Origin of the sequence: Brevundimonas sp., assembly GCF_041919755.1 — a bacterium.
Classification (GTDB): Bacteria; Pseudomonadota; Alphaproteobacteria; order Caulobacterales; family Caulobacteraceae; genus Brevundimonas.
Genome location: NZ_JAYRTD010000001.1, coordinates 21,231 through 41,194 on the forward strand (window position 1 = coordinate 21,231; position 19,964 = coordinate 41,194).

The 19,964-nt window shown below is 65.7% G+C and carries 21 protein-coding genes and 2 tRNA genes; 14 read left to right on the forward strand and 9 right to left on the reverse strand.

The window, feature by feature from the left end; genetic code table 11:
- Positions 1–66: 66 nt before the first annotated feature.
- The 4 genes from ACE3TH_RS00125 to ACE3TH_RS00140 all read left to right on the forward strand — a co-directional run bounded on the left by ACE3TH_RS00125 (position 67) and on the right by ACE3TH_RS00140 (position 3,706).
- A complete protein-coding gene (locus ACE3TH_RS00125) occupies positions 67–906 on the forward strand; it encodes an NAD(P)H-hydrate dehydratase (RefSeq protein ID WP_374596219.1) in 840 nt (279 codons plus the stop codon).
- A 67-nt stretch (positions 907–973) separates the two neighbouring features.
- Positions 974–1,741 (forward strand): peroxide stress protein YaaA, encoded by a 768-nt coding sequence (yaaA, locus tag ACE3TH_RS00130; protein WP_374596221.1) that lies wholly within the window; start codon positions 974–976, stop codon positions 1,739–1,741.
- Between the two features lie 67 nt (positions 1,742–1,808).
- A complete protein-coding gene (locus ACE3TH_RS00135) occupies positions 1,809–2,654 on the forward strand; it encodes a 3-hydroxybutyrate dehydrogenase (RefSeq protein ID WP_374596223.1) in 846 nt (281 codons plus the stop codon).
- Positions 2,655–2,677: 23 nt separating this feature from the next.
- On the forward strand, positions 2,678–3,706 hold the full coding sequence (locus ACE3TH_RS00140) for a patatin-like phospholipase family protein (RefSeq protein WP_374596225.1): 1,029 nt from the start codon (positions 2,678–2,680) through the stop codon (positions 3,704–3,706).
- Here the strand turns inward: ACE3TH_RS00140 and ACE3TH_RS00145 are convergent.
- The 3 genes from ACE3TH_RS00145 to ACE3TH_RS00155 are packed head-to-tail and all read right to left on the reverse strand — an operon-like array spanning position 3,703 to position 5,716.
- A complete protein-coding gene (locus tag ACE3TH_RS00145) occupies positions 3,703–4,623 on the reverse strand; it encodes an L-threonylcarbamoyladenylate synthase (RefSeq protein ID WP_374597077.1) in 921 nt (306 codons plus the stop codon). The genes ACE3TH_RS00140 and ACE3TH_RS00145 overlap by 4 nt on opposite strands.
- The gene (locus tag ACE3TH_RS00150; RefSeq protein ID WP_374596227.1) at positions 4,620–5,174 is read right to left on the reverse strand and encodes a YceI family protein; all 555 of its coding nucleotides are present in this window, start codon (positions 5,172–5,174) and stop codon (positions 4,620–4,622) included. Before ACE3TH_RS00150 ends, ACE3TH_RS00145 begins: the two co-directional genes overlap by 4 nt.
- The gene (locus ACE3TH_RS00155; protein ID WP_374596229.1) at positions 5,171–5,716 is read right to left on the reverse strand and encodes a cytochrome b; all 546 of its coding nucleotides are present in this window, start codon (positions 5,714–5,716) and stop codon (positions 5,171–5,173) included. Before ACE3TH_RS00155 ends, ACE3TH_RS00150 begins: the two co-directional genes overlap by 4 nt.
- 122 nt (positions 5,717–5,838) lie before the next feature.
- Here ACE3TH_RS00155 and ACE3TH_RS00160 point away from each other — a divergent pair, with 122 nt between their 5' ends.
- On the forward strand, positions 5,839–7,623 hold the full coding sequence (locus ACE3TH_RS00160; RefSeq protein WP_374596231.1) for an acyl-CoA dehydrogenase: 1,785 nt from the start codon (positions 5,839–5,841) through the stop codon (positions 7,621–7,623).
- On the opposite strand, the gene ACE3TH_RS00165 is transcribed toward ACE3TH_RS00160, so the two are convergent.
- Positions 7,572–8,396, reverse strand: coding sequence for a serine protease (locus ACE3TH_RS00165; protein ID WP_374596233.1), 825 nt, complete (start codon positions 8,394–8,396; stop codon positions 7,572–7,574). The two genes, ACE3TH_RS00160 and ACE3TH_RS00165, sit on opposite strands and share 52 nt — an antisense overlap.
- Positions 8,397–8,482: 86 nt before the next feature.
- Here ACE3TH_RS00165 and ACE3TH_RS00170 point away from each other — a divergent pair, with 86 nt between their 5' ends.
- The 3 genes from ACE3TH_RS00170 (at position 8,483) to ACE3TH_RS00180 (ending at position 12,542) form a co-directional block, all read left to right on the forward strand.
- On the forward strand, positions 8,483–10,714 hold the full coding sequence (locus ACE3TH_RS00170; protein WP_374596235.1) for a S9 family peptidase: 2,232 nt from the start codon (positions 8,483–8,485) through the stop codon (positions 10,712–10,714).
- A gap of 81 nt (positions 10,715–10,795) precedes the next feature.
- A complete protein-coding gene (locus ACE3TH_RS00175) occupies positions 10,796–11,098 on the forward strand; it encodes a hypothetical protein (RefSeq protein WP_374596237.1) in 303 nt (100 codons plus the stop codon).
- A 70-nt stretch (positions 11,099–11,168) separates the two neighbouring features.
- Positions 11,169–12,542 carry a hypothetical protein gene (locus tag ACE3TH_RS00180; RefSeq protein ID WP_374596239.1) on the forward strand — a complete coding sequence of 458 codons (1,374 nt, stop codon included), beginning with the start codon at positions 11,169–11,171 and terminating at the stop codon, positions 12,540–12,542.
- Between the two features lie 78 nt (positions 12,543–12,620).
- On the opposite strand, the gene ACE3TH_RS00185 is transcribed toward ACE3TH_RS00180, so the two are convergent.
- Positions 12,621–12,694, reverse strand: a tRNA-Gln gene (locus tag ACE3TH_RS00185).
- 156 nt (positions 12,695–12,850) lie between these two features.
- Here ACE3TH_RS00185 and ACE3TH_RS00190 point away from each other — a divergent pair.
- A tRNA-Pro gene (locus ACE3TH_RS00190) sits at positions 12,851–12,927 on the forward strand.
- 114 nt (positions 12,928–13,041) lie between these two features.
- Here the strand turns inward: ACE3TH_RS00190 and ilvC are convergent.
- Positions 13,042–14,055, reverse strand: coding sequence for a ketol-acid reductoisomerase (ilvC, locus tag ACE3TH_RS00195; protein ID WP_374596241.1), 1,014 nt, complete (start codon positions 14,053–14,055; stop codon positions 13,042–13,044).
- On the opposite strand from ilvC, the gene ACE3TH_RS00200 reads away from it, so the two are divergent.
- From ACE3TH_RS00200 to ACE3TH_RS00215, 4 genes are all read left to right on the forward strand, one after another.
- Positions 14,054–14,596 (forward strand): DUF924 family protein, encoded by a 543-nt coding sequence (locus ACE3TH_RS00200; RefSeq protein WP_374596243.1) that lies wholly within the window; start codon positions 14,054–14,056, stop codon positions 14,594–14,596. The two genes, ilvC and ACE3TH_RS00200, sit on opposite strands and share 2 nt — an antisense overlap.
- A 72-nt stretch (positions 14,597–14,668) precedes the next feature.
- Positions 14,669–15,526 (forward strand): thymidylate synthase, encoded by an 858-nt coding sequence (locus ACE3TH_RS00205; protein ID WP_374597079.1) that lies wholly within the window; start codon positions 14,669–14,671, stop codon positions 15,524–15,526.
- A 33-nt stretch (positions 15,527–15,559) separates the two neighbouring features.
- The gene (locus tag ACE3TH_RS00210) at positions 15,560–16,414 is read left to right on the forward strand and encodes an alpha/beta hydrolase family protein (protein ID WP_374596245.1); all 855 of its coding nucleotides are present in this window, start codon (positions 15,560–15,562) and stop codon (positions 16,412–16,414) included.
- Between the two features lie 2 nt (positions 16,415–16,416).
- Positions 16,417–16,719, forward strand: coding sequence for a phosphoribosyl-ATP pyrophosphohydrolase (locus ACE3TH_RS00215; protein WP_374596247.1), 303 nt, complete (start codon positions 16,417–16,419; stop codon positions 16,717–16,719).
- On the opposite strand, the gene ACE3TH_RS00220 is transcribed toward ACE3TH_RS00215, so the two are convergent.
- Positions 16,704–17,300: a hypothetical protein gene (locus ACE3TH_RS00220; RefSeq protein ID WP_374596249.1), complete on the reverse strand. Its 597-nt coding sequence runs from the start codon at positions 17,298–17,300 to the stop codon at positions 16,704–16,706. The two genes, ACE3TH_RS00215 and ACE3TH_RS00220, sit on opposite strands and share 16 nt — an antisense overlap.
- Positions 17,301–17,434: 134 nt before the next feature.
- Here ACE3TH_RS00220 and ACE3TH_RS00225 point away from each other — a divergent pair, with 134 nt between their 5' ends.
- Positions 17,435–17,962: a dihydrofolate reductase gene (locus tag ACE3TH_RS00225; RefSeq protein WP_374596251.1), complete on the forward strand. Its 528-nt coding sequence runs from the start codon at positions 17,435–17,437 to the stop codon at positions 17,960–17,962.
- On the opposite strand, the gene ACE3TH_RS00230 is transcribed toward ACE3TH_RS00225, so the two are convergent.
- Positions 17,959–18,696: a sterol desaturase family protein gene (locus tag ACE3TH_RS00230; RefSeq protein ID WP_374596253.1), complete on the reverse strand. Its 738-nt coding sequence runs from the start codon at positions 18,694–18,696 to the stop codon at positions 17,959–17,961. The two genes, ACE3TH_RS00225 and ACE3TH_RS00230, sit on opposite strands and share 4 nt — an antisense overlap.
- A 99-nt stretch (positions 18,697–18,795) precedes the next feature.
- Positions 18,796–19,893, reverse strand: a complete 1,098-nt coding sequence (locus ACE3TH_RS00235) for an NADH:flavin oxidoreductase (protein WP_374596255.1) — start codon at positions 19,891–19,893, stop codon at positions 18,796–18,798.
- Between the last annotated feature and the right edge of the window lie 71 nt (positions 19,894–19,964).

Below are 19,964 nucleotides of genomic sequence, written 5' to 3' on the forward strand. Positions count from 1 at the left end.
CATTGCATTGCACAATTACGCAAGGGTATTTTCGCATCTGTCGTCATCCGTGAACGGAGAACCGGCGTGAGCAGCCAACCTCCCCTGCCCGACTGGCGCGACACCCTGCCCTGGCCAGGACCAGAGACGCACAAACATCAGCGTGGACGACTGGGCGTCGTGTCGGGGCGCGCCTATCAGACCGGGGCTGCCCGGCTGGCTGCGCGGGCCGGTTTGCGGATCGGTGCGGGCGTCGTCCGCATCCTGTGTCCGCCGGATGCCGTGGCGGTGATCGCCCCGGCGATCGAGGCCGTCATGCTGACGCCCTTCGGAGCGGTCGAGGCCTTGATCGAAGCGACCGAGGGCATGGATGCGGTCGTGATCGGACCGGCAGCCGGGATAACCGATGGGACGCGGGCCAATGTACGAGCACTGGCCGCGACGGGCGCAGCCCTTGTCGTCGATGCGGACGCCCTGACCGTCTTCGAGGGCTGGCCCCAGGATCTGTTCGACGTTCTGGACCGCGACGACGTCCTGACCCCGCATGAGGGCGAGTTCAAACGGCTGTTCCCCGGCCTGCTGGACAAGGGCCGCGAGACGGCGGCGCGAGAGGCGGCGAAACGCGTCGGCTGCATCGTCCTGCTGAAGGGACCCCAGACCCTGATCGCTGCGCCCGACGGACGACTGGCGGCAAATGACAACGGCACCCCCTGGCTGGCGACGGCGGGATCGGGCGATGTGCTGGCCGGGATGATCGGCGGCCTGATGGCCCAGCGGATGGACAGTTTCGACGCCACCCGCGCCGCCGCCTGGATGCATGCCGAGGCGGCGCGCGGGTTCGGGCCGGGCCTGATTGCCGAGGATTTGCCAGAGCGGCTGCCCGCAGTGCTGAGCGCCCTCTACGATCAGCGCTCCAAAGGCCTGTGACCGCGCGCCCGGTTCAATTCGTCATCAAAGCCGACTATCTGCACGCCTTCGCTTTCGGAGTGCCGCCTTGCTGATCGTCCTGTCCCCGGCCAAGCGGCTGGATTTCACCGAAGTCGCCGATGCGCCCGCCACGGCGCGGCGGTTCAGGGAAGACACGGCATCTCTGGCCGTCACGACCAGGCGGCTGACCCGACCGGACCTGCGTCGGCTGATGTCCATCTCCGACAAGCTGGCCGATCTGAATCGCGAGCGGTTTCAGGCCTTCGATCCCGAATCGGATGACGGCATCCAGGCAGCGTTCGCCTTTGCAGGTGATGTCTATGAGGGGCTCAGCGCGCGCGAACTGGACACGAAGGCTCTGAACTGGGCGCAGGATCACCTGCGCATCCTGTCCGGCTTCTACGGCCTGTTGCGGCCGCTGGATCGCATCCAGCCCTATCGGCTGGAAATGGGCACACGATTGAAGACCCGCCGCGGGTCCAGCCTTTACGATTTCTGGGGCGACCGGATTTCGCAGCAGCTGAACGCCGACGCCGAGGGTCAGGCCGATCCGACCCTGATCAATCTGGCCAGCCAGGAATATTTCGGAGCGGTCGACGCCAAGGCCTTGAAGCTGCCGGTCGTGACCCCGCACTTCAAGGAACAGAAGGATGGGGAGGCCCGCATCATCTCGTTCTTCGCCAAGAAGGCCCGCGGCTCCATGGCCCGCTTCGCCGTCGACGAACGGATCGACAAGGCCGAGGATCTGAAGGCCTTCGACCGCGACGGCTACCGCTTCGACAAGTCCGCATCCACCGACGTGGACTGGATATTCACCAGGTCGGGAAATTCGTGATTCCTTGTGTCGCCTTCGCAAACGCGAACGGCTAGGCTGACCACGGATTCCAGTTTGCGAGACGACCATGGTTCAGCAGCCCGCGCGTAACGACAACGCCACCTCCGACCAGCGCCTGCGCGACATCGGCGATCTGAACGGACAGGTCGCCGTGATCTCCGGCTCGACCTCGGGCATCGGTCTGGCCATCGCCAGAGCCGTGGCGCAGCGCGGCGGCAACGTCGTCCTGAACGGACTCGGCGATGCGGACCAGATCGAACGGACACGGGCGGGTCTGGAAGCCGAGACCGGCGCGCGCGTTCTGTACCATCCCGCCGACATGACCCACGGCGATCAGGTCGCCGACATGGTCGCCTTCGCCAAGACCCAGCTGGGACGCGTCGACATCCTGGTCAACAATGCCGGCATCCAGCATGTGGAGGCGGTCGAGGCCTTTCCCACCGACAAGTGGGAGCAGATCATCGCCATCAACCTGTCCTCGACCTTCTACGCCACCCGCGCCGCCATCCCGATGATGAAGGCCCAGGGACGCGGGCGGATCGTCAACATCGCATCGGCCCACGGCCTGGTCGCCAGCCCGTTCAAGTCGGCCTATGTCGCGGCCAAACATGGCGTGATCGGCTTCACCAAGACCGTCGCTCTTGAGCTGGCCCAGGACAATATCACCTGCAACGCCATCTGCCCCGGCTTCGTCCACACACCCATCGTGGACAAGCAGATCGACGACCAGGCCCGCACCCGCAACATGTCCAGGGAGGACGTGCTGAAAAACGTCATCCTGGGCTCCCAGCCGACCAAACAGTTCGTCACCACCGATCAACTGGTGGGCATGTTCCTGTACCTGGTCAGCGATCTTGGGGCCTCGGCCAACGGAGCCAGCTTCTCCATCGACGGCGGCTGGACCGCGCAGTAGCCGCAGAGGAAGGGGCCGAGACGATGCCGAAGACGTCCGCCCCGAAACGCCGTCCCGTCAGCCTGGCCCTGCAAGGGGGCGGCTCGCACGGTGCATTCCAGTGGGGCGTGCTGGACCGCCTGCTGGAAGACGAACGGCTGGACATCCGCGCCGTCACCGCCGCCTCGGCCGGGGCGATGAATGCGGCGGCCCTGATCACCGGTCTGGCGAAAGGCGGGGCGGAGGGTGCGCGGGCGCAGCTGGATCTGCTGTGGCGCGAGGTGAACCAGGCGGGCGGCCGCAATGTCTTCGGGGCCTCTGCGGGCAGTGCGCCGGGCTGGTTGAAGGACAGCGCCGCCTGGCGGGCGGGGGAAACCCTGGCCCTGTCCCTCAGTCCCTATCAGTTCAATCCCTTCAATCTGAACCCGCTTAAGCGGGTGATCGCCACAGCCGTGGACTTCGACGCGGTACGCCACTCCGACATCGCCCTGTTCGTCTCGACCACAGCGGTCCGTCAGGGGCGGGCCCGGGTGTTCAAGACGCCGGAGATGACGGCGGATATCCTGCTGGCCTCCGGCTGCCTGCCGCATCTGTTTCAAGCCGTGGAGATCGAGGGCGAGCCCTATTGGGACGGCGGCTATCTGGCCAATCCGGCGCTGTGGCCGCTGTTCTATGCCGATACGCCCGACGACATCCTGATGCTGCCGCTCAACCCGTTCGCACGCGATCAGGTGCCCCGCGCCGCCGACGAGATCGCCGATCGCCTGAACGAGATCGTCTTCAACGCCCCGCTGGTTGCCGAACTGCGCGCCGTGGCCTTTGTTCAGGAACTGATCGAGGCCGGCACGCTGAAACAAACGGGCAAGGACCGCTATCGGCGACTGTTGATGCACGCCATCGAGCCCGGCCCGTGGCTGGGCGGCCTATCCCTGTCCAGCAAGTTCGACACGGAGTGGAGCTTTCTTAACGACCTGAAAGCGCGCGGGCGCGAGGCAGGAGAGCAGTGGTTTGATAAGTGTTTCGACGCGGTGGGCGAGCGTTCCAGCGTGGATGTGCGCGAGCGGTTTCTCTAGCCGACGAACCCTGCCGCCCGCCTGAGCCGGTCGTTGATCGCCTCGCCCAATCCCTCGTTCGGAATAGGCGACACCGCGATCCCTGCAGGTCTGTCGCGATCGGCCTCGCGCAGCAGGCGGAACAGGCTGGCCGCCGCCTCACGCACATCTCCGGACAGGCTCAGGCTCCAGCGGGGATCGCCCACACCGTGACCGAAGCCGAGTAGAATTTCACCGTGTCGCCGCTCCGTCGCCTCGATCCGGACCGGCGCATCAGGAGCATAATGCAAAGTCAGCCGACCGGGCGAGCGGTGCCCCTCCCCCGCCGTATCCAGCGGGCCGATCAGCGCTTCAATCTCCTGACGCGTCACCGCTCCGGGCCGCAGCAGGGCGACGCGGCCGTCCAGCACCGACACCACCGCGCTTTCGACCCCGACGGCACATGGGCCACCGTCGATGGCGGCGGCGGCGGATGCCCCCGTCTCCTCCACCGCGTCGACGAAGGTCGTCGGGCTGGGCCGACCGGAACGATTGGCCGAGGGCGCGACGACGGCCCCGCCGAAGGCCGAGATGACCGCGCGGGCGCGGGCGTGGCCGGGAACGCGGACCGCTACACTGTCCAAACCCGCTCGGGCCAAGTCGCAGACCGCGCGGGTGTCCCTGACCGGAGCCACCAGGGTCAGCGGCCCGGGCCAGAAGGCCTCGGCCAGGCGACGGGCGCGATCGTCAAACACAGCCAGGCTCTCAGCCTGCGCCGCGTCGGCGACATGGGCGATCAGGGGGTTGAAGCGCGGACGGCCCTTGGCCTCGAAGATCGAGGCGACGGCGGCGGCGTTGGAGGCGTCGGCAGCGAGCCCATAGACGGTCTCGGTCGGCAGGATCACTAGTCGGCCCGCGCGCAGGGTGTCAGCCGCTTGCGCGTCCGAGGCCGACGTCAGGCGGGACGCGCCTGAAGCTGCACCCGCACGGTCACCCGCCTGTCCACCAGCCTGTTCCACGGCGCCGTCGTCCCTATGCCGAACTGTGTGCGGTCCACCACGAACGCGCCGGTCAGATGCGCCCGACCGTCGGTCAGACGCAAGTCCACCGGAAAGGCCAGCGGCCGCGTCACGCCCTTGATCGTCACATCGGCCCGCGCCGTATAGCGATCCCCGCCCAGCGGCTCCAGCGACTTCAGGGCGAACCGGATGGCGGGATATCGCGCCGCATCCAGAAAGCCCGCCCCCCTGGCCCGCGCGGTGACGGCGGACGGCTGCATGCGCAGCGAGCCGGTCTGGACCGTCACATCGGCACGACTGGCCGCGACATTGTCCGGATCGAAGACGATGTTCCCGGACCACTGCTCGAACCGGCCCGAATGGGTCCCGCCAAAGGCCCGCACGGACATCTCTATGCGTGAGGCGTCCCGCTCGATGGTCCAGTCGCTTCTCCCCTGCGCGCCTGCGGTCAGGCCGAACAGCGCCAGTGCGAGGAGCAGCCGCCGGATCATGGGCGACGCGGAATCAGCGGGATCATCCGGTGCAGGACGTTGTCCCGGTCGATGAAGTGATGCTTCAGCGCGCCCAGCACATGCAGAGCGATCAGGACGTACAGCCCCTTCACCACCAGGCCGTGGATGTCCATCAGCAGGCCCGCCGTCTCGCGCCCGCCGCCGATGGGCAACAGCGGCCAGTTGAACAGGCCGAACCAGACGATGTCACGCCCCGTGGCCGAGGATGCCGCCCATCCCGTCAGCGGGATGACGATCAACACGACGTAGAACAGCACATGCGTCACTCGCGCCACCAGCCTTTGCCAGACCGGCAGGCGCGACGGCAGGGCGATGGCCGGATTGGCCACCCGCCATGCAATCCGACCGAGCGTCAGCACCAGTATCCCCAGCCCCACCGACTTGTGCAGATTGATGAAGGTCCTCTGCGGGTCGCCCACCTCGTGCGCCGTGATCAGCAGGACTTGGGTCAGGACCAGTGCCGCAATGAGCCAGTGCAGGATCAGCGAAACGGTCGAATAGCGATTGCGGGGTTGGGCCACGATGACTCCTGCTCTGATGACCCCACCTTGGCCCAGCTTGCGCCTGTGGCCAAGCGTCCGCTTGCAAGACAGGGAGCGATCACGGCAAAAGTGGGTATCGATCTGCAACCGAGTGCCCGCCCATGACCTATCGCGCCCCGATCCGCGACCTGATGTTCACCCTGACCGAGGTTGCCGGCATCGACGATGTCGCCGCCACCGGGGCGTTTCCCGATTATGACGGCGAACTGATGGGCGCGGTGCTGGAGGCGGCGGGCCAGTTTTCGGAGGGCGTGCTGGCCCCCCTGAACAAGATCGGGGATCAGAAGGGCTCGCTCTATGCCAACGGCACGGTGACGGCCGCGCCCGGTTTCGCCGACGCCTATCGCCAGTTCGCCGAGGGCGGCTGGACGGGCCTCACGGCTTCCGCCGAGGCCGGCGGGCAGGCCCTGCCCAAGGCGCTGGAACTAGCGGCCTATGAGACTGTGCATTCCGCCAACATGGCCTTCGGCCTGTGCCCCATGCTGTCGCTGGCCGCGATCGAGGCGCTGGAGGCCCACGGCACGGAAGAGCAAAAGCGGGTCTATCTGCCTAAACTGGTCAGCGGCGAATGGACCGGGGCCATGGTCCTGACCGAGCCGCATGCGGGCTCGGACCTGGGCTCGCTGACGGCCACTGCGACGCCGAACGGCGACGGCACCTATGCCCTGAACGGCCAGAAGATCTTCATTACCTGGGGCGACCACGACGCCACCGACAACATCGTGCACATGGTGCTGGCTCGCCTGCCCGGTGCGCCCGCCGGGCCCAAGGGGATCAGCCTGTTCCTCGCCTCAAAATTCCACGTGAAGGAAGACGGCACCCTGGGCGACCGCAACGCCTTCCGGCCCGTCGGTGTTGAGCACAAGCTGGGCATCCACGCCTCACCTACCTGCGTCATGAGCTATGAGGGCGCGACGGCGACGCTTGTGGGCCAGCCTAATCAGGGCCTGTCGCACATGTTCGTCATGATGAACGCCGCGCGCCTGGCCGTGGGCGTCGAGGGCGTCGGCATCGCCGAAATGGCCTATCAGCACGCCTTGGCCTACGCACTTGATCGCAAACAGGGCCGCTCGGTCTGGACCGGCCAGTCCAATGCCCCGATCATCGACCACCCGGACGTACGCCGCACCCTGTCGGTCATGAAGGCGAAGATCGCCGCCGCCCGAGCCATCTGCCTTGCCACCGGCGTTGCCGCCGACCTGGCCAAACACGCCGCCACTGAAGAAGATCGTCGTCGCTGGAAAGGCCGCGAGGACCTGTTTACCCCCATCGCCAAGGCCTGGTCGACCGACATCGGCTGCGAGGTCGCGTCACAAGGCGTGCAGATCCACGGCGGCATGGGCTTCATCGAGGAAACAGGTGCGGCCCAATACTATCGCGACGCCCGCATCGCCCCGATCTACGAGGGCACCAACGGCATCCAGGCCATGGACCTGGTGGGCCGCAAACTGTCGATGGACGGCGGTCAGTCGGCCAAGGACCTGATCGCCGAGTTCAAGGCCACCCTGCCGGCCCTCGGCCGACTATATTCCGGCAAGCCCGTTGAAAGGTTCGCCAATGCCATCGAGGCCGTGCAGGACGCCACCCTCTGGATCCTCGACCGCAAGGCGGCGGCCGATGGGGCCGCCGACGTTCTGGCTGCGGCCGACGGCTATCTGAAGCTGCTGGGCGACGTCACCGGCGGCTGGATGCTGGCCAAGGGCGCGCTGGCCGCCAAGGCGCGTCTGGACGACGGTGGCGGCGACACCGCCTGGCTGGAAGGCAAGATCGCGCTGTACGAAGTCTATGCGGCCAACGTCCTGGGCCACGCCTCCAGCCGCCTGGCCACCATCGGTCAGGGCGGCGCGTTGCTGGAGCGGATGTCGGCCGAGGTGCTGGCGGGCTGATCCAGCAGGGCCACCGCCTCGCGGATATAGGCCGAGTGCAGGACGAAACCGATCCCGGTGCTCTCGCCCCGCACCCGCATCTCCTGCGCCAGAATGCCCGCGATATAGGGATGATCCGGCGCGGCTGTGGCTGACGTGCGCCTGGCCGACGGAACCCAGAATACCGGCCCGCCCGAATTGCCGGGGAAGACCGCAAAGTCCAGCAGGAAGCTGGGGAAGGCGTCGACGGGCGTCAGTGGCCAGGACGCGATCCGCCCGGTCTTCAGGATCGCAAACCCCGCCGTATTGGCCGAATAGCCGTGCGGATAGCCCAGCGTCAGCATCTCGTCCCCCGGCCCGACCTGCCAGCGCTCGAAAGCCTCGCGGTCGGCCAGCCAGTCCAGCGGAATGGCCGCTCGGGCGAAGGCTGGTGGAGCCGAAACCTCCATCACCGCAATGTCGCGCTCGGGATGCCGCGTCCAGGCCGCCTGCCCTTCCTCGGATCGGATACGAACCGGCTCGGGCGCGAACCGCCAGCGCCCCTCGGGCATTTGCACCCGCCAGCCGATCCGGGCCTCGGGCTTCGCCATCCCGTCCAGCACATGGGCGGCGGTGACCAGCACGGTGCGCGGCTGGCCGTCCGGACGCGGCGCGTCGATCAGAAATCCGGTGCCCACCCGGCGCGTGCCGTCATCGTTCGGCTGGTCGATCTGGACCGTCGCATTGATCAGCCCGACCGTCAGGTCCCACGTGGGGGCAGCGACATCCTGAGGGGGCGGCAGCAAGTCGAACATGGCGTAATCCCACGATGGGCGTTTGTTCATTTGACGGCGCGGCGGCACCGCGCACAAGGTGCGGCCCTCACCGACAGGGGCCGATCATGAACCGCCGCGACCTTCTCGCCACCTCCGCCGCCGCCCTCGCTGCGACCGCCCTTCCTGCCAACGCCCTCGCCCGCCCGTCTGGAGCCCCGATGCCGCAAAACCGCCCCGTCCCGCCGGTCGCCAAGAAGATCCCGGTCACCATCGAACAGCTGGGCCGCACCCGGACCGACGACTATCAGTGGATGAAGGACGACAACTGGCAGGCGGTGCTGCGCGACCCGACCCTGATCAAGGCCGACGTCAAGGAACACCTGACCGCCGAGAACGCCTATCGCGAGGCCATGCTGGCCTCCACCCTGCCGCTGCAGGCCACGATGTTCGAGGAGATGAAGGGCCGGATAAAGCAGGACGACAGTTCCGTCCCCGCCGCCGACGGGCCGTGGGAATATTATGTCGAGTACAAGACCGGCGATCAGCATCCCCGCTACATGCGCGTCGAACGTCAGGGCACCTTCATGGTCGACGGCCAGCCGGTCACAAAGAATTTCGTCGTCGCTCCGACTCCGCAACTGCTGCTGGACGCCAATGAACTGGCGAAGGGCAAGGCCTATTCGGAAGTCTCGGCCGCCGACCACAGCCCCGATCACAGCCTTTTCGCCTATGCAGAGGACGCGCAAGGGTCCGAGGTGCACCAGATTTATGTGAAGGACCTCGCCACCGGCGAGGTCCTGCCCGACCCGATCGGTTCGGCGGGCGGCAACTTCGCCTTCTCACCCGACAGCCAGTGGATCTTCTGGACCAACCGTGACGACAACGGCCGCCCCGACAAGATCTTCCGCCGTCCCGCGCGCGGTGGCGAGACGACGCTGGTTTATGAAGAAACCGACGAGGGCATGTTCCAGGGTGTAAGCGTCACCGCCGACAACCAGTTCATCGTCATCTCCATCGCCAATCAGGAAACGTCTGAGGCGCGGATCATTCTCGCCGCGACCCCGACGGCCGAGCCCGTCGTGCTGGAACCCCGCCACGTCGGCCGCCTGTACGATGCCGACCACTGGGGCGACCGCTGGGTCATCCGTACCAACGCCGACGACAGCGTGGACTTCAAGATCGTCGAGGCCCCGACCGACAATCCGGCCAAGGCCAACTGGACCGACCTTGTCCCGCACACGCCCGGCCGCTTCATCGAGGGCGTGTCGCTGGTGAAGGACTTCATCGGACGTCAGGAGCGCGCCGACGCCAATACCAGGATCGTCATCCGCGACCGCGCCGGTGCCGAGCACGAGATTGCCGTCGACGAACCCGCCTTCTCCCTCTCGCTGGCCGGGGCGTCGGAGTTCGACACCACGATCATGCGCTATGGCTACAACTCGCCGTCCACCCCGACCTCGACCTATGACTACGATCTGACGACGCGCGAACGAACCCTGCGCAAGGTGCAGGAGGTGCCGTCGGGCCATAATCCGGAAGACTATGTGGTCGAGCGGCTGAACGCGCCGGCCAGCGACGGCGAACTGGTGCCCGTCACCATCCTGCGGCGCAAGTCGACGCCGGTCGACGGCTCAGCTCCGCTGCTGCTCTACGGCTATGGCTCCTACGGCATTCCGATGGCGGCCAGCTTCTCGACCTCGCGGCTGTCGCTGGTCGATCGCGGCTGGATCTATGCCATCGCCCACATCCGGGGCGGGTCGGACAAGGGCTGGAACTGGTTCCTGTCGGCCCGCAAGATGACCAAGAAGAACACCTTCACCGACTTCATCGCCGCCGCCGAACATCTGATCCAGCGCCGCTATGCCACCGCCGGCAACATCGTGGCCCAAGGCGGGTCGGCCGGTGGCCTGCTGATGGGTGCGGTCAACAACATGCGGCCCGACCTGTGGGCCGGCGTGATTGGCCAGGTGCCCTTCGTCGACGTCATCAACACCATGTCGGACACCAGCCTGCCGCTGACTCCGCCCGAGTGGCCGGAATGGGGCAATCCGATCGAGGACGCCGAGGCTTACGATTACATGATGAGCTACAGCCCCTACGACCAGGTCGAGCCCAAGGCCTATCCGGCGGTCCTGGCCACCGGCGGCCTGTCCGACCCACGCGTCACCTATTGGGAGCCGGAGAAGTGGGTCGCCAAACTGCGGCCCGCGACCACCTCGGGCAAGCCCATCCTGCTGAAGATCAACATGGAAGCCGGGCACGGCGGGGCCTCGGGCCGCTTCGATTTCCTGAAGGAAGTCGCCCACGACTACGCCTTCGCCATCTGGGCCATCGACAAGGAGTGGGAGACGGCCTGAATCTGAAACGCCGCAGCCATGCACATTGTGGCGGCGAAGGTCTAACCCTATCCTTACCGCATGGTGTGGCTGCGGACAGTGATGATGCTGGCGGGAGTCTTCGCCGTCCTTTGGCTGGGCGGCGTCTCGACCCATGCAGTCGCCGATTCCCCGTTTCCTCCCTGTCATGAGGCGATGTCCAGCCACAGCAAGCCCGTCCAGCAGCATCATGCGCCGGATAAGGCCATGAAGAGCATGGCCTGTTGTGTAGCCTGCGTAGCCGGGCTCGATGTGCCGGTGATGCGGACAGTCGCGCACCGTATCGCTGTGCCGGTTTCCGACCGTGCCGAAGTCGTGCCGACCGGACGCATACCCGCGCCGGAGCACGGCCCGCCAAAAGCCTGATCAGGCCCACCACCGCCGGCGCGGCCCCGTGCCACGCCCTGATCAGACATTCTCCTATCAAGGAGCCTTCATGGCTTTCCGCTTCATCGCGCCCTTAGCCGGCGCATCCCTGCTCGTGCTCGCCCAAGTGGCCAGTGCGCAGGATCACACGCACCATCCGGCTCCGCAGACGCAGCCGTCGGTGCCCGGGCCCACCCCCTACTCCGACATCCATGCCGGTCACGACATGAGCCGAATGCAGGTTCAGCCGGCCACCATGGGTCATTCCGGCCACCACATGACCAGCCCACTCGGTCCCTGGCCCATGAGCCGCGATGCCTCAGGCACCAGCTGGCAACCCGACGCCGGGCGGCACGCCGGCGTCCACTGGAGCGATGGAGACTGGACCTTCATGGGTCACGCCCTGCTGAACCTGACCTATACACGTCAGAATGGAACGCGCGGTGACGACCAGACCTTCGTCTCCGGCATGATCATGGGTGCGGCACGACGTGACTTCGCCGACGGCTCGACCCTGAACTTGCGGCTGATGGCAAGCCCTGACCCGTTCATGGGCAAGTCGGGCTATCCCTTGCTGATGGCGGCGGGCGAGACAGCGGACGGGATCAACCCCCTGATCGATCGCCAGCATCCGCACGAACTGTTCATGGAAGCCTCGGTTAGCTATTCACGCCGCCTGTCCGATAGCGGCAGCGTCTTCGCCTACATCGGTTACCCCGGCGAGCCCGCGTTCGGCCCGCCCGCCTTCATGCACCGCATGAGCGCGATGGATGGCCCGGAGGCACCGATCACCCACCACTGGCTGGATTCGACGCACATCGTGTTCGGCGTAACGACCCTGGGCTGGGTCCATGACGGCTTCAAGCTGGAGGCCTCGGCCTTCAAAGGGCGCGAGCCGGATGAGGACCGGTTCGATTTCGACGCTCCTCGGCTGGACAGCTGGGCCGTGCGCGGCAGCTGGAACCCGTCACCCGAATGGTCGCTACAACTGTCTTATGCCGACGTCTCCGCGCCCGAGCAGCTAGAGCCTGACGAGGACGAGACCAAATGGTCGGCCAGCGCCATCCATGCTCGCAGCATCGGTAGCGACGGCTGGTGGTCCTCCACCTTGGCCTGGGGCCGCAAGACCAACGATCACGACGAGTCGAAGGACGCCTGGCTGGCCGAGACCGCTTTCAGCCCCGATGATCGCTGGACCGTTTTCGGACGAGCCGAAAGAATCCAGACAGATGAACTTGTTCCCGGTATCGGCGGCGGTCACGGCCCGCTGTACGAGGTCGCCAAGGTCTCGGCAGGTGTGATCCGTGACTGGCAGATCGCCGACAACGTTCGGTTCGGCGTCGGTGCACAGTATAGCGTCAACCACGTGCCGAACCGGCTGGAAGCGATCTACGGCGGCGATCCGGACGGTGGGACGATCTTACTGCGCCTAAAGATCGAGTAGGGGCTCCAGCGCCGCGTCGCGGGAGCGATCCTGCGGCGCGGCAAAGGCCGCTTTTATTCTTCCACAAGTGAAGAAGGATGGCTGGGGAACTAGGACTCGAACCTAGAACGACGGTACCAAAAACCGCTGTGTTACCATTACACCATTCCCCAGCAGGTCCGGCGTTTCCGGGGCCGAACCGCCGGAAGGCGTGCGAGATACGACAAGGGACGGCGGGATGCAAGGACCGGTTTTCAGACTATTTTCAAAGCCGTCGTTTCGCCGCTTGCGAGGGCTCGACCCCCTCGTTATACACCGCCTCCTTAAGTCGGAGTGTGGCTCAGCCTGGTAGAGCACTGCCTTCGGGAGGCAGGGGTCGGAGGTTCGAATCCTCTCACTCCGACCATTTTTCTGGCGCTAACGCTCGCCCCTCGGGGCTCGCTGGTTGGGCGGCATGTTTGGCCGCTACCGCTCACCGCGCGGCGGCTCGCTGCTTGAGCGGCGCATTGTTCCCGATCTTCTATTCAGCCTTGGCCGCGACAGCGTTCAGATGCGCGCCGACGGCTTCGATGGTGCGCTTGTTCAGAGCCTTACGGCGCGACAGGAGCTCGGGCGAGCCCGCATCGTAATCAGCCATCAGGCGATCGACGAACTCGCCTGACCGGACCTCGGCCAGAACGTCGTCCATGGCGCTGCGCGAAGGCTCACCGATAATGCGCGGCCCGGTCAGATAAGCCCCATACTCCGCCGTATTGGAGATGCGGGCAAAGGCCCCGGCGATCCCGCGCTCGTACATCAGGTCGGTGACCAGCTTCAGCTCATAGAAGGTCTCGAACCAGGCGACTTCAGGAGGATAACCGGCCTGGACCAGCTTCATGAAGGCCGCATCGACCAGCTCGGCCGTCCCGCCGCACAGGACGACCTGCTCACCGAACAGATCGCTTTCGCATTCGGCGGCAAGGGTTGTCTCCAGGATGCCCTTTCGCCCGCACCCCAGCGCCGCCGCATAGGACAGGCCCAGGGCATGCGCTCTACCTGAGGCATCCTGATGCACGCCGAACAGGCAGAAGACCCCCCGCCCTTCCTCGTACAGATCGCGGATGCGCGGCCCGATACCCTTGGGCGAGGCCAGGATAACGTCCAGATCGGCGCGCGGCTGGATCAGGCCAAACCTCACCGACAGGCCGTGGGCAAAGATCAGGGCGGCACCTGGCCGGATATTCGGCTCGATCTCGTCGGTCCAAAGATCGCGGTGCGCCTCGTCCGACACCATGACGGCGATGACATCGGCCCCGGCCGTCGCTTCACCCGCGGTCAGGACGGGAAAGCCGTCAGCTTTAGCCTTCGCCCGCGTGCCCGAGGTCGCCTTCAGCCCGATGACGATGTCGGTGACGCCCGAATCGCGCAGGTTCAGCGCATGCGTCCGGCCCTGGCTGCCATAGCCGATGATGGCGACGCGCTTGCCGCGAATGATCGACACGTCGCAGTCGCGGTCATGGAATACAGGCAGAGGAGCCGCTAGGGTCTGGGTCATGAGCACACAGATAGCGATTTCGGACGTGGTCGGCTTCTGGAAAGGAGCCGGTCCGCAAAAGTGGTTCGCCAAGGACGATGCCTTCGATGCCGAGTTCCACAGGCGGTTCCATGATGCCCATGTCGCGGCGGCGCGACGCGAGCTGGACCACTGGATAGAGACACCGGACGGGGCCCTGGCCCTCATGATCCTGCTGGACCAGTTCCCCCGAAACAGCTTTCGGGGCACTGCGCATCAGTTCGCTACCGACCCCCTCGCCTTGATGTTTGCCAATCAGGCGGTCGAGCGCGGGCATCACCTGGCGTTCGAGCCGCAGCTGAAGAACTTCGTCATCCTGCCCTTCGAACATTCCGAGCGGCTGGAGGATCAGGACCGCTATCTGGCCTTGGCGGACGGCGACGAAGAGCTGGTGAAATGGGGCAAGGTCCACCGTGACATCATCGTTCGCTTCGGACGGTTCCCCCACCGCAACGCCATGCTGGGCCGCGAAACGACGCCCGAGGAGCAGGCGTTTCTGGATGAGGGCGGTTTTGGGGGATAGGTCGTCTACATTGTGGACGGCACGACCATGGACCGGTGATTCGTGGCGCGAATCAGCGGCACACTTACGGTCATGAGCGCCGCCTTCGATTTCGCCGACATCCAAGCCCGCAGCGAGGCCGCGCCTGCCGATCATCCGGAATGGCAGTATCTGAATCTGCTGCGCGACATCCTGGACAATGGGGCGCGGCGCGACGACCGGACGGGCACGGGGACGCTGGGCGTGTTCGGACGCCAGATGCGCTTTGATCTGTCCAAGGGTTTCCCGCTTCTGACGACCAAGAAGCTGCATCTGCGGTCGATCATCGTGGAGTTGCTGTGGTTCCTGCGCGGCGAGACCAACATCGGCTATCTCAAGGACCACAACGTCCGCATCTGGGACGAATGGGCCGATGCCGAGGGCGAGCTGGGACCAGTGTATGGCAAGCAGTGGCGGTCCTGGACCGCGCCGGATGGCCGGGTCATCGACCAGATCGAGAAACTGGTCCACGGGCTGAAGACCAATCCCAACAGTCGCCGCCACATCGTCACGGCCTGGAACCCGGCGGACGTGGATGACATGGCCCTGCCGCCCTGCCACTGCCTGTTCCAGTTCTTCGTGGCCGACGGCAAGCTGAGCTGCCAGCTGTATCAGCGCAGCGCCGACGTCTTCCTGGGCGTGCCGTTCAACATCGCCTCCTACGCCCTGTTGACCATGATGATCGCCCAGGTCGTGGGGCTGGAGCCCGGAGAGTTCGTCCACACCTTCGGCGACGCCCACCTGTATCTGAACCACGTCGAACAGGCCGAGACCCAGCTGAGCCGCGAGCCGCTGTCCCTGCCGACCATGACCATCGCGCCCAAGCCTGACCTGTTCGCCTTTGGGCTGGAGGATTTCGCGCTCAGCGACTACGCCCCCTGGCCGCACATCAAGGCCCCGATCGCGGTCTGACTTAGCGCCACCCCCCTGACTGGACTTCACTCCATGCGCCTCATCGCCCTGCTGCTCGGCTTGGCTCTTTGCCTGAGCTCGCCTCTGTCTGCTGCTTTAGCTCAGACCCCGACACCCGATACGCCAGCCGGTGTTCAACACGCGAGCCTGTCTGCACCCGACGGACGCCTCATCGACGTCAGCATCTGGCCCGCCGTTCAAGAGCGGGGGGTGGTCGTATTCAGCCACGGGCTCAACAGCAGCCCCGAGCCCTACAACCGCATTCTCAAGGCCTGGGCCGATCATGGCTACACCGTGGTCGCCCCGCTTCACGTGGACTCTCTCAGGCATCCTGACCATGCCCGTTACGACAATCGGGCGGCTTTCGCCGCACGGATTACGGACCTCGCAGTGGTTCGGGGATATGTCGGCAACGCGCATCAAGGCAAACCCGTGATCGCTGCGGGACACTCGTTCGGTTCATTGCTGTCATTGATCTCGGCTGGGGCGGTCACCGCTGCCGGCCCGATGGGCGATCCCTCGGTCAAAGGCGTCATTGCCTTCTCATCGGCGGGTGATCTGCCGGGCCTCGTAAACCCGCAGACCTACGCCACGATGGCGCCCCCCCTGCTGATGATCACGGGCGATGCCGATATTGTCCCTGGCTTCGTTTCGGACTGGACCCAGCACCGCAGCCCGTTCGACCGCAGCCCGGCCGGCGACAAATATCTGATGGTGGTCGACGGCGGAAACCACGAACTGGTCGCCCGGTCGGACGACGCGATCTTCACTCTGATGGAGAACGCGACCGAGACTTTTCTGGACGCCTATGCGCTTGGAGACGCGACAGCCAAACAGACACTCACAACCTTGCCGATGCCTGATCGCGTCACGTGGGAACGCCGCTGACCATGGATTTGTCCGCGCTGTCCGCACAGGTGCTGCGCATCTCCGACATCTATGCCGCCGAGCACGGGATCGACCGGTCCGGCGACTGGGCGCTGTTGAAGCTGCAGGAAGAGCTGGGCGAGTTGACGGCCGAGCATCTGCGCGTCAGCGGGCGGGCGCGGGGTTCGGCGGATGCGCAGGCGCAGGCCGATGAGGCGGCGGACTTGCTGGGGATGCTGCTGATCTACTGTGACGGCGCGGGCATCGACCTCGAACAGGCCATGCGCCGCAAATGGCTGAAATGGCTGGATCAGGCCGCGGACTGATCCGCCGCCACCATCTTCATACCAGCCAGCGTCTGCCGTAGATCTGATGGATAGGCCTCGACCCATTCGACGGCGATGCTGTTCTTCAGCGCACCCATGGCCATGGTGGCTTTGAGCGCGATGACTTGACCGGCAACGGCGGGAACGACGACTTCGGCCTGATGGTTCTGCGCCCCCGCCAGACCGCCGAAGCTGAACGCAACGATATGATGGCCGGGTATCAGATGCAGGGCCGTGAAGCGCGGGCTTTTCAGCTGGGCCACTGGTCGGCCATCCAGATGGACGTTCATCCCCGCTGCCATCCCGACGAAGCCTTCGCGATAGACGACCAGCAAGGCATGGCCGGTCGCAGGCTGAAAGGACAGAGCGGCATCGCGCGCCTCGCCGCTGGCCATCGCCACCTTGCGGTTGCCCGCCAGATTGCCGCCGATCAGGGCTGTGAACGCCCCCAGCAACCCTCCCAGAATCCACGGCGCGATGCCGAACGACGTTCCTAGGCTGGCCGCCCAGGCCCCGAGACCAAACGCAATCACGAAGGCGACTACGAAACCGACGAAGCACCACAGGGCGATCTTGTTCACGAAACACTCCTACGCATCGACAACGCTGTTGCGGTAAAGCCTGACCGGATGCGCGGTTGCCGCTCGGCCGGATGTAATCGGGCACAGGATTGGGTAAGAACAGTTCACCGTTCCCCCAAAGTCAGAGGTTTCTCTTGCCCCTTGCCCGTATCGCCCTGGTCGTCGCGCGGGGCCGCAACGGCGTGATCGGCCGCGACGGCGACCTGCCCTGGCGGCTGCGCAGCGATCTGCAGCGGTTCAAGGCCATCACCGTGGGCAAACCCTGCATCATGGGCCGCAAGACCTGGGAAAGCCTGCCGCTGAAACCTCTGCCGGGGCGGCTGAATATCGTGCTGACCCGCGACGAGGCCTATGGGACCGACCATTCACCCAAGGGGGCTCTGGTCTGCACCAGCCTGGACGAGGCCATCGAGATCGCGCGCGAACAGGCCGAGGACGACGGGGTTGACGAAATCTGCGTGATCGGCGGCACGGCCCTGTTTGAAGCCACGCTGCCCCGTGCCAAACGGCTTTACATCACCGAGGTCGACGCCGCGCCGGATGGGGACGCCGTGTTTCCGGATTTCGACCAGACCGCCTTTGCGGAAACAGCATCAGAGGCGCACACCGCGGGCGATAAAGACGACCACGATTTCGTCTTCCGCGTGCTGGACCGCCGCTAGGCGCGGTCCTTGACCTCCGGCATCGCATCGGTGCCACACAGACGGTCCCAGAAGCGCAGGTGAAGGCCGAAGTTGGTCTTCATATGGGTATGGTGCCGACCGTGATGTGTGGCAGTGATCAGGTGACGACCCAGCGGTGAGCGCACCCAGCGATCCGGCCACATCTCCCAGCCGCAATGGTTCATCACCGCCGTCACGGTCATCACTGTCAGCAGCAGGGCCACGACCCAGACATTGATCGGGATCAAGAAGACCATCAGCGGCAAAAGCCAGGCCGTCAGCACCGCCTCGATCGGATCGAAGGCGAAGCTGGCAAAGGGACTGGGCTCACGCGAGCGGTGATGCCCGGCATGGGCGATGGCGAACAGTCGCGGATGATGCAGCAGCCGGTGCGTCCAGTAATAGTGGGTGTCCTGCACGATCAGCAGCAGCAGGAAACTGACTGGCAGCCACCACAGGCCGTACTGCGCCGGGTCCAGATACATCCGCGTCCCGCCCGCCTTGAACGCCTCCAGCGCTATGGCGGCCGGCAGGGCATAGATGGGCGTGGCGATCAGGGAGAAGCGGATTTCCTGAAGCATCAGACGGCGCGACGGGCGGTCCCGGTTCAGCTGCCGCCCCAGGCCCCGCGCCCTGCCCCACTGCATCCACCAGACCCCGCCCGCGATCAGCAGATACCGCAGCCCGATGATCAGGCTCAGCCAGGCAGTGGAGATCAGGACGTCGAGGAGCAAGGGAGGTTCTAGGGACTAGGTTTCAGGTTCTAGGGTGGCTTGATGCGCACCGCCCTGCCTAGACCCTAGCCCTAGAACCTATCTCCTGAAACCTAGAACCTAGGTGAGCGTCGCCATCGCCGAACGATCGAACGCCATCAGTTCGTCGTTGCGGCCGTCGCGGACCTTCTCGACCCAGCGCGAATCGGCCAGCAGGGCGCGACCGACGGCGATCAGGTCGAACTCGTCCCGCTCCATACGCTCGATCAGGCCGTCCAGCGACGCCGGATTTGAGCCCGCCCCACCGAAAGCTGCGATGAACTCGCCGTCCAGTCCAACCGAGCCGACGGAGATGGTCGGCTTCTTGGTGATGACCTTGGCCCAGCCGGCGAAGTTGAGGTCCGAGCCCTCGAACTCCGGCTCCCAGAAGCGGCGCTGTGAGCAGTGGAAGACGTCGACGCCCGCGTCGGACAACGGCAGGAGCCACTCGGCCATCTCGTCGGGATTCTGAGCGATCTTCGCGTCGTAGTCCTGCTGCTTCCACTGCGACAGGCGGATGATCAGGGGAATATCGGGGCCCAGGCCCTCACGCACGGCCTTGACGACCTCGACGCCGAAGCGAGCGCGCTCCGCGATTGTCGGGCCACCCCAGCGATCGTCCCGTGCGTTCAAACCCGCCCAGTAAAACTGATCGATCAGATAGCCGTGCGCGGAATGGATTTCAGCGGCGTCGAAGCCCAGATCGCGGGCTGCGCGGGCCGACCGACCGAAGGCGGCGATGGTGTCGGCGATGTCCTCTTCGGTCATGGCCTCATACTTTTGCTTGCCCGGAGCGACGAGACCGGAGGGGCTGTCGACCTGACCCAGGGGTTGCCAGTCCGCACCCTGTCCGCGCGCCGCGCCGACGTGCCAGATCTGTGGCGCGATCAGGCCTCCCGCGGCGTGAACCTCCTCTACCACCTTCTTCCATTCCGGCAGGGCCTCGCCATGAAAGACCGGGACGGCGGCGTCGTTGCGGGCGGCGGGCCGTTCGACCACCGTGCCTTCGGTGATGATCAGGCCCACGCCGCCCTCGGCCCGCCTGCGATAATAGGCGGCGACGTCGCTGGTCGGGATGCCGCCCGGCGAAAAGGACCGCGTCATCGGAGCCATGACGATGCGGTTCGGCAGGGTCAGGTTCTTGACGGTAAACGGACGGAACAGGGTCTCGACGGACATCGCGGTCTCTTTGGCAATCATCCCGGGGGAGCGGGACTGGAACCGCCAAGGTGGCGATTCAGGTTGCGTTT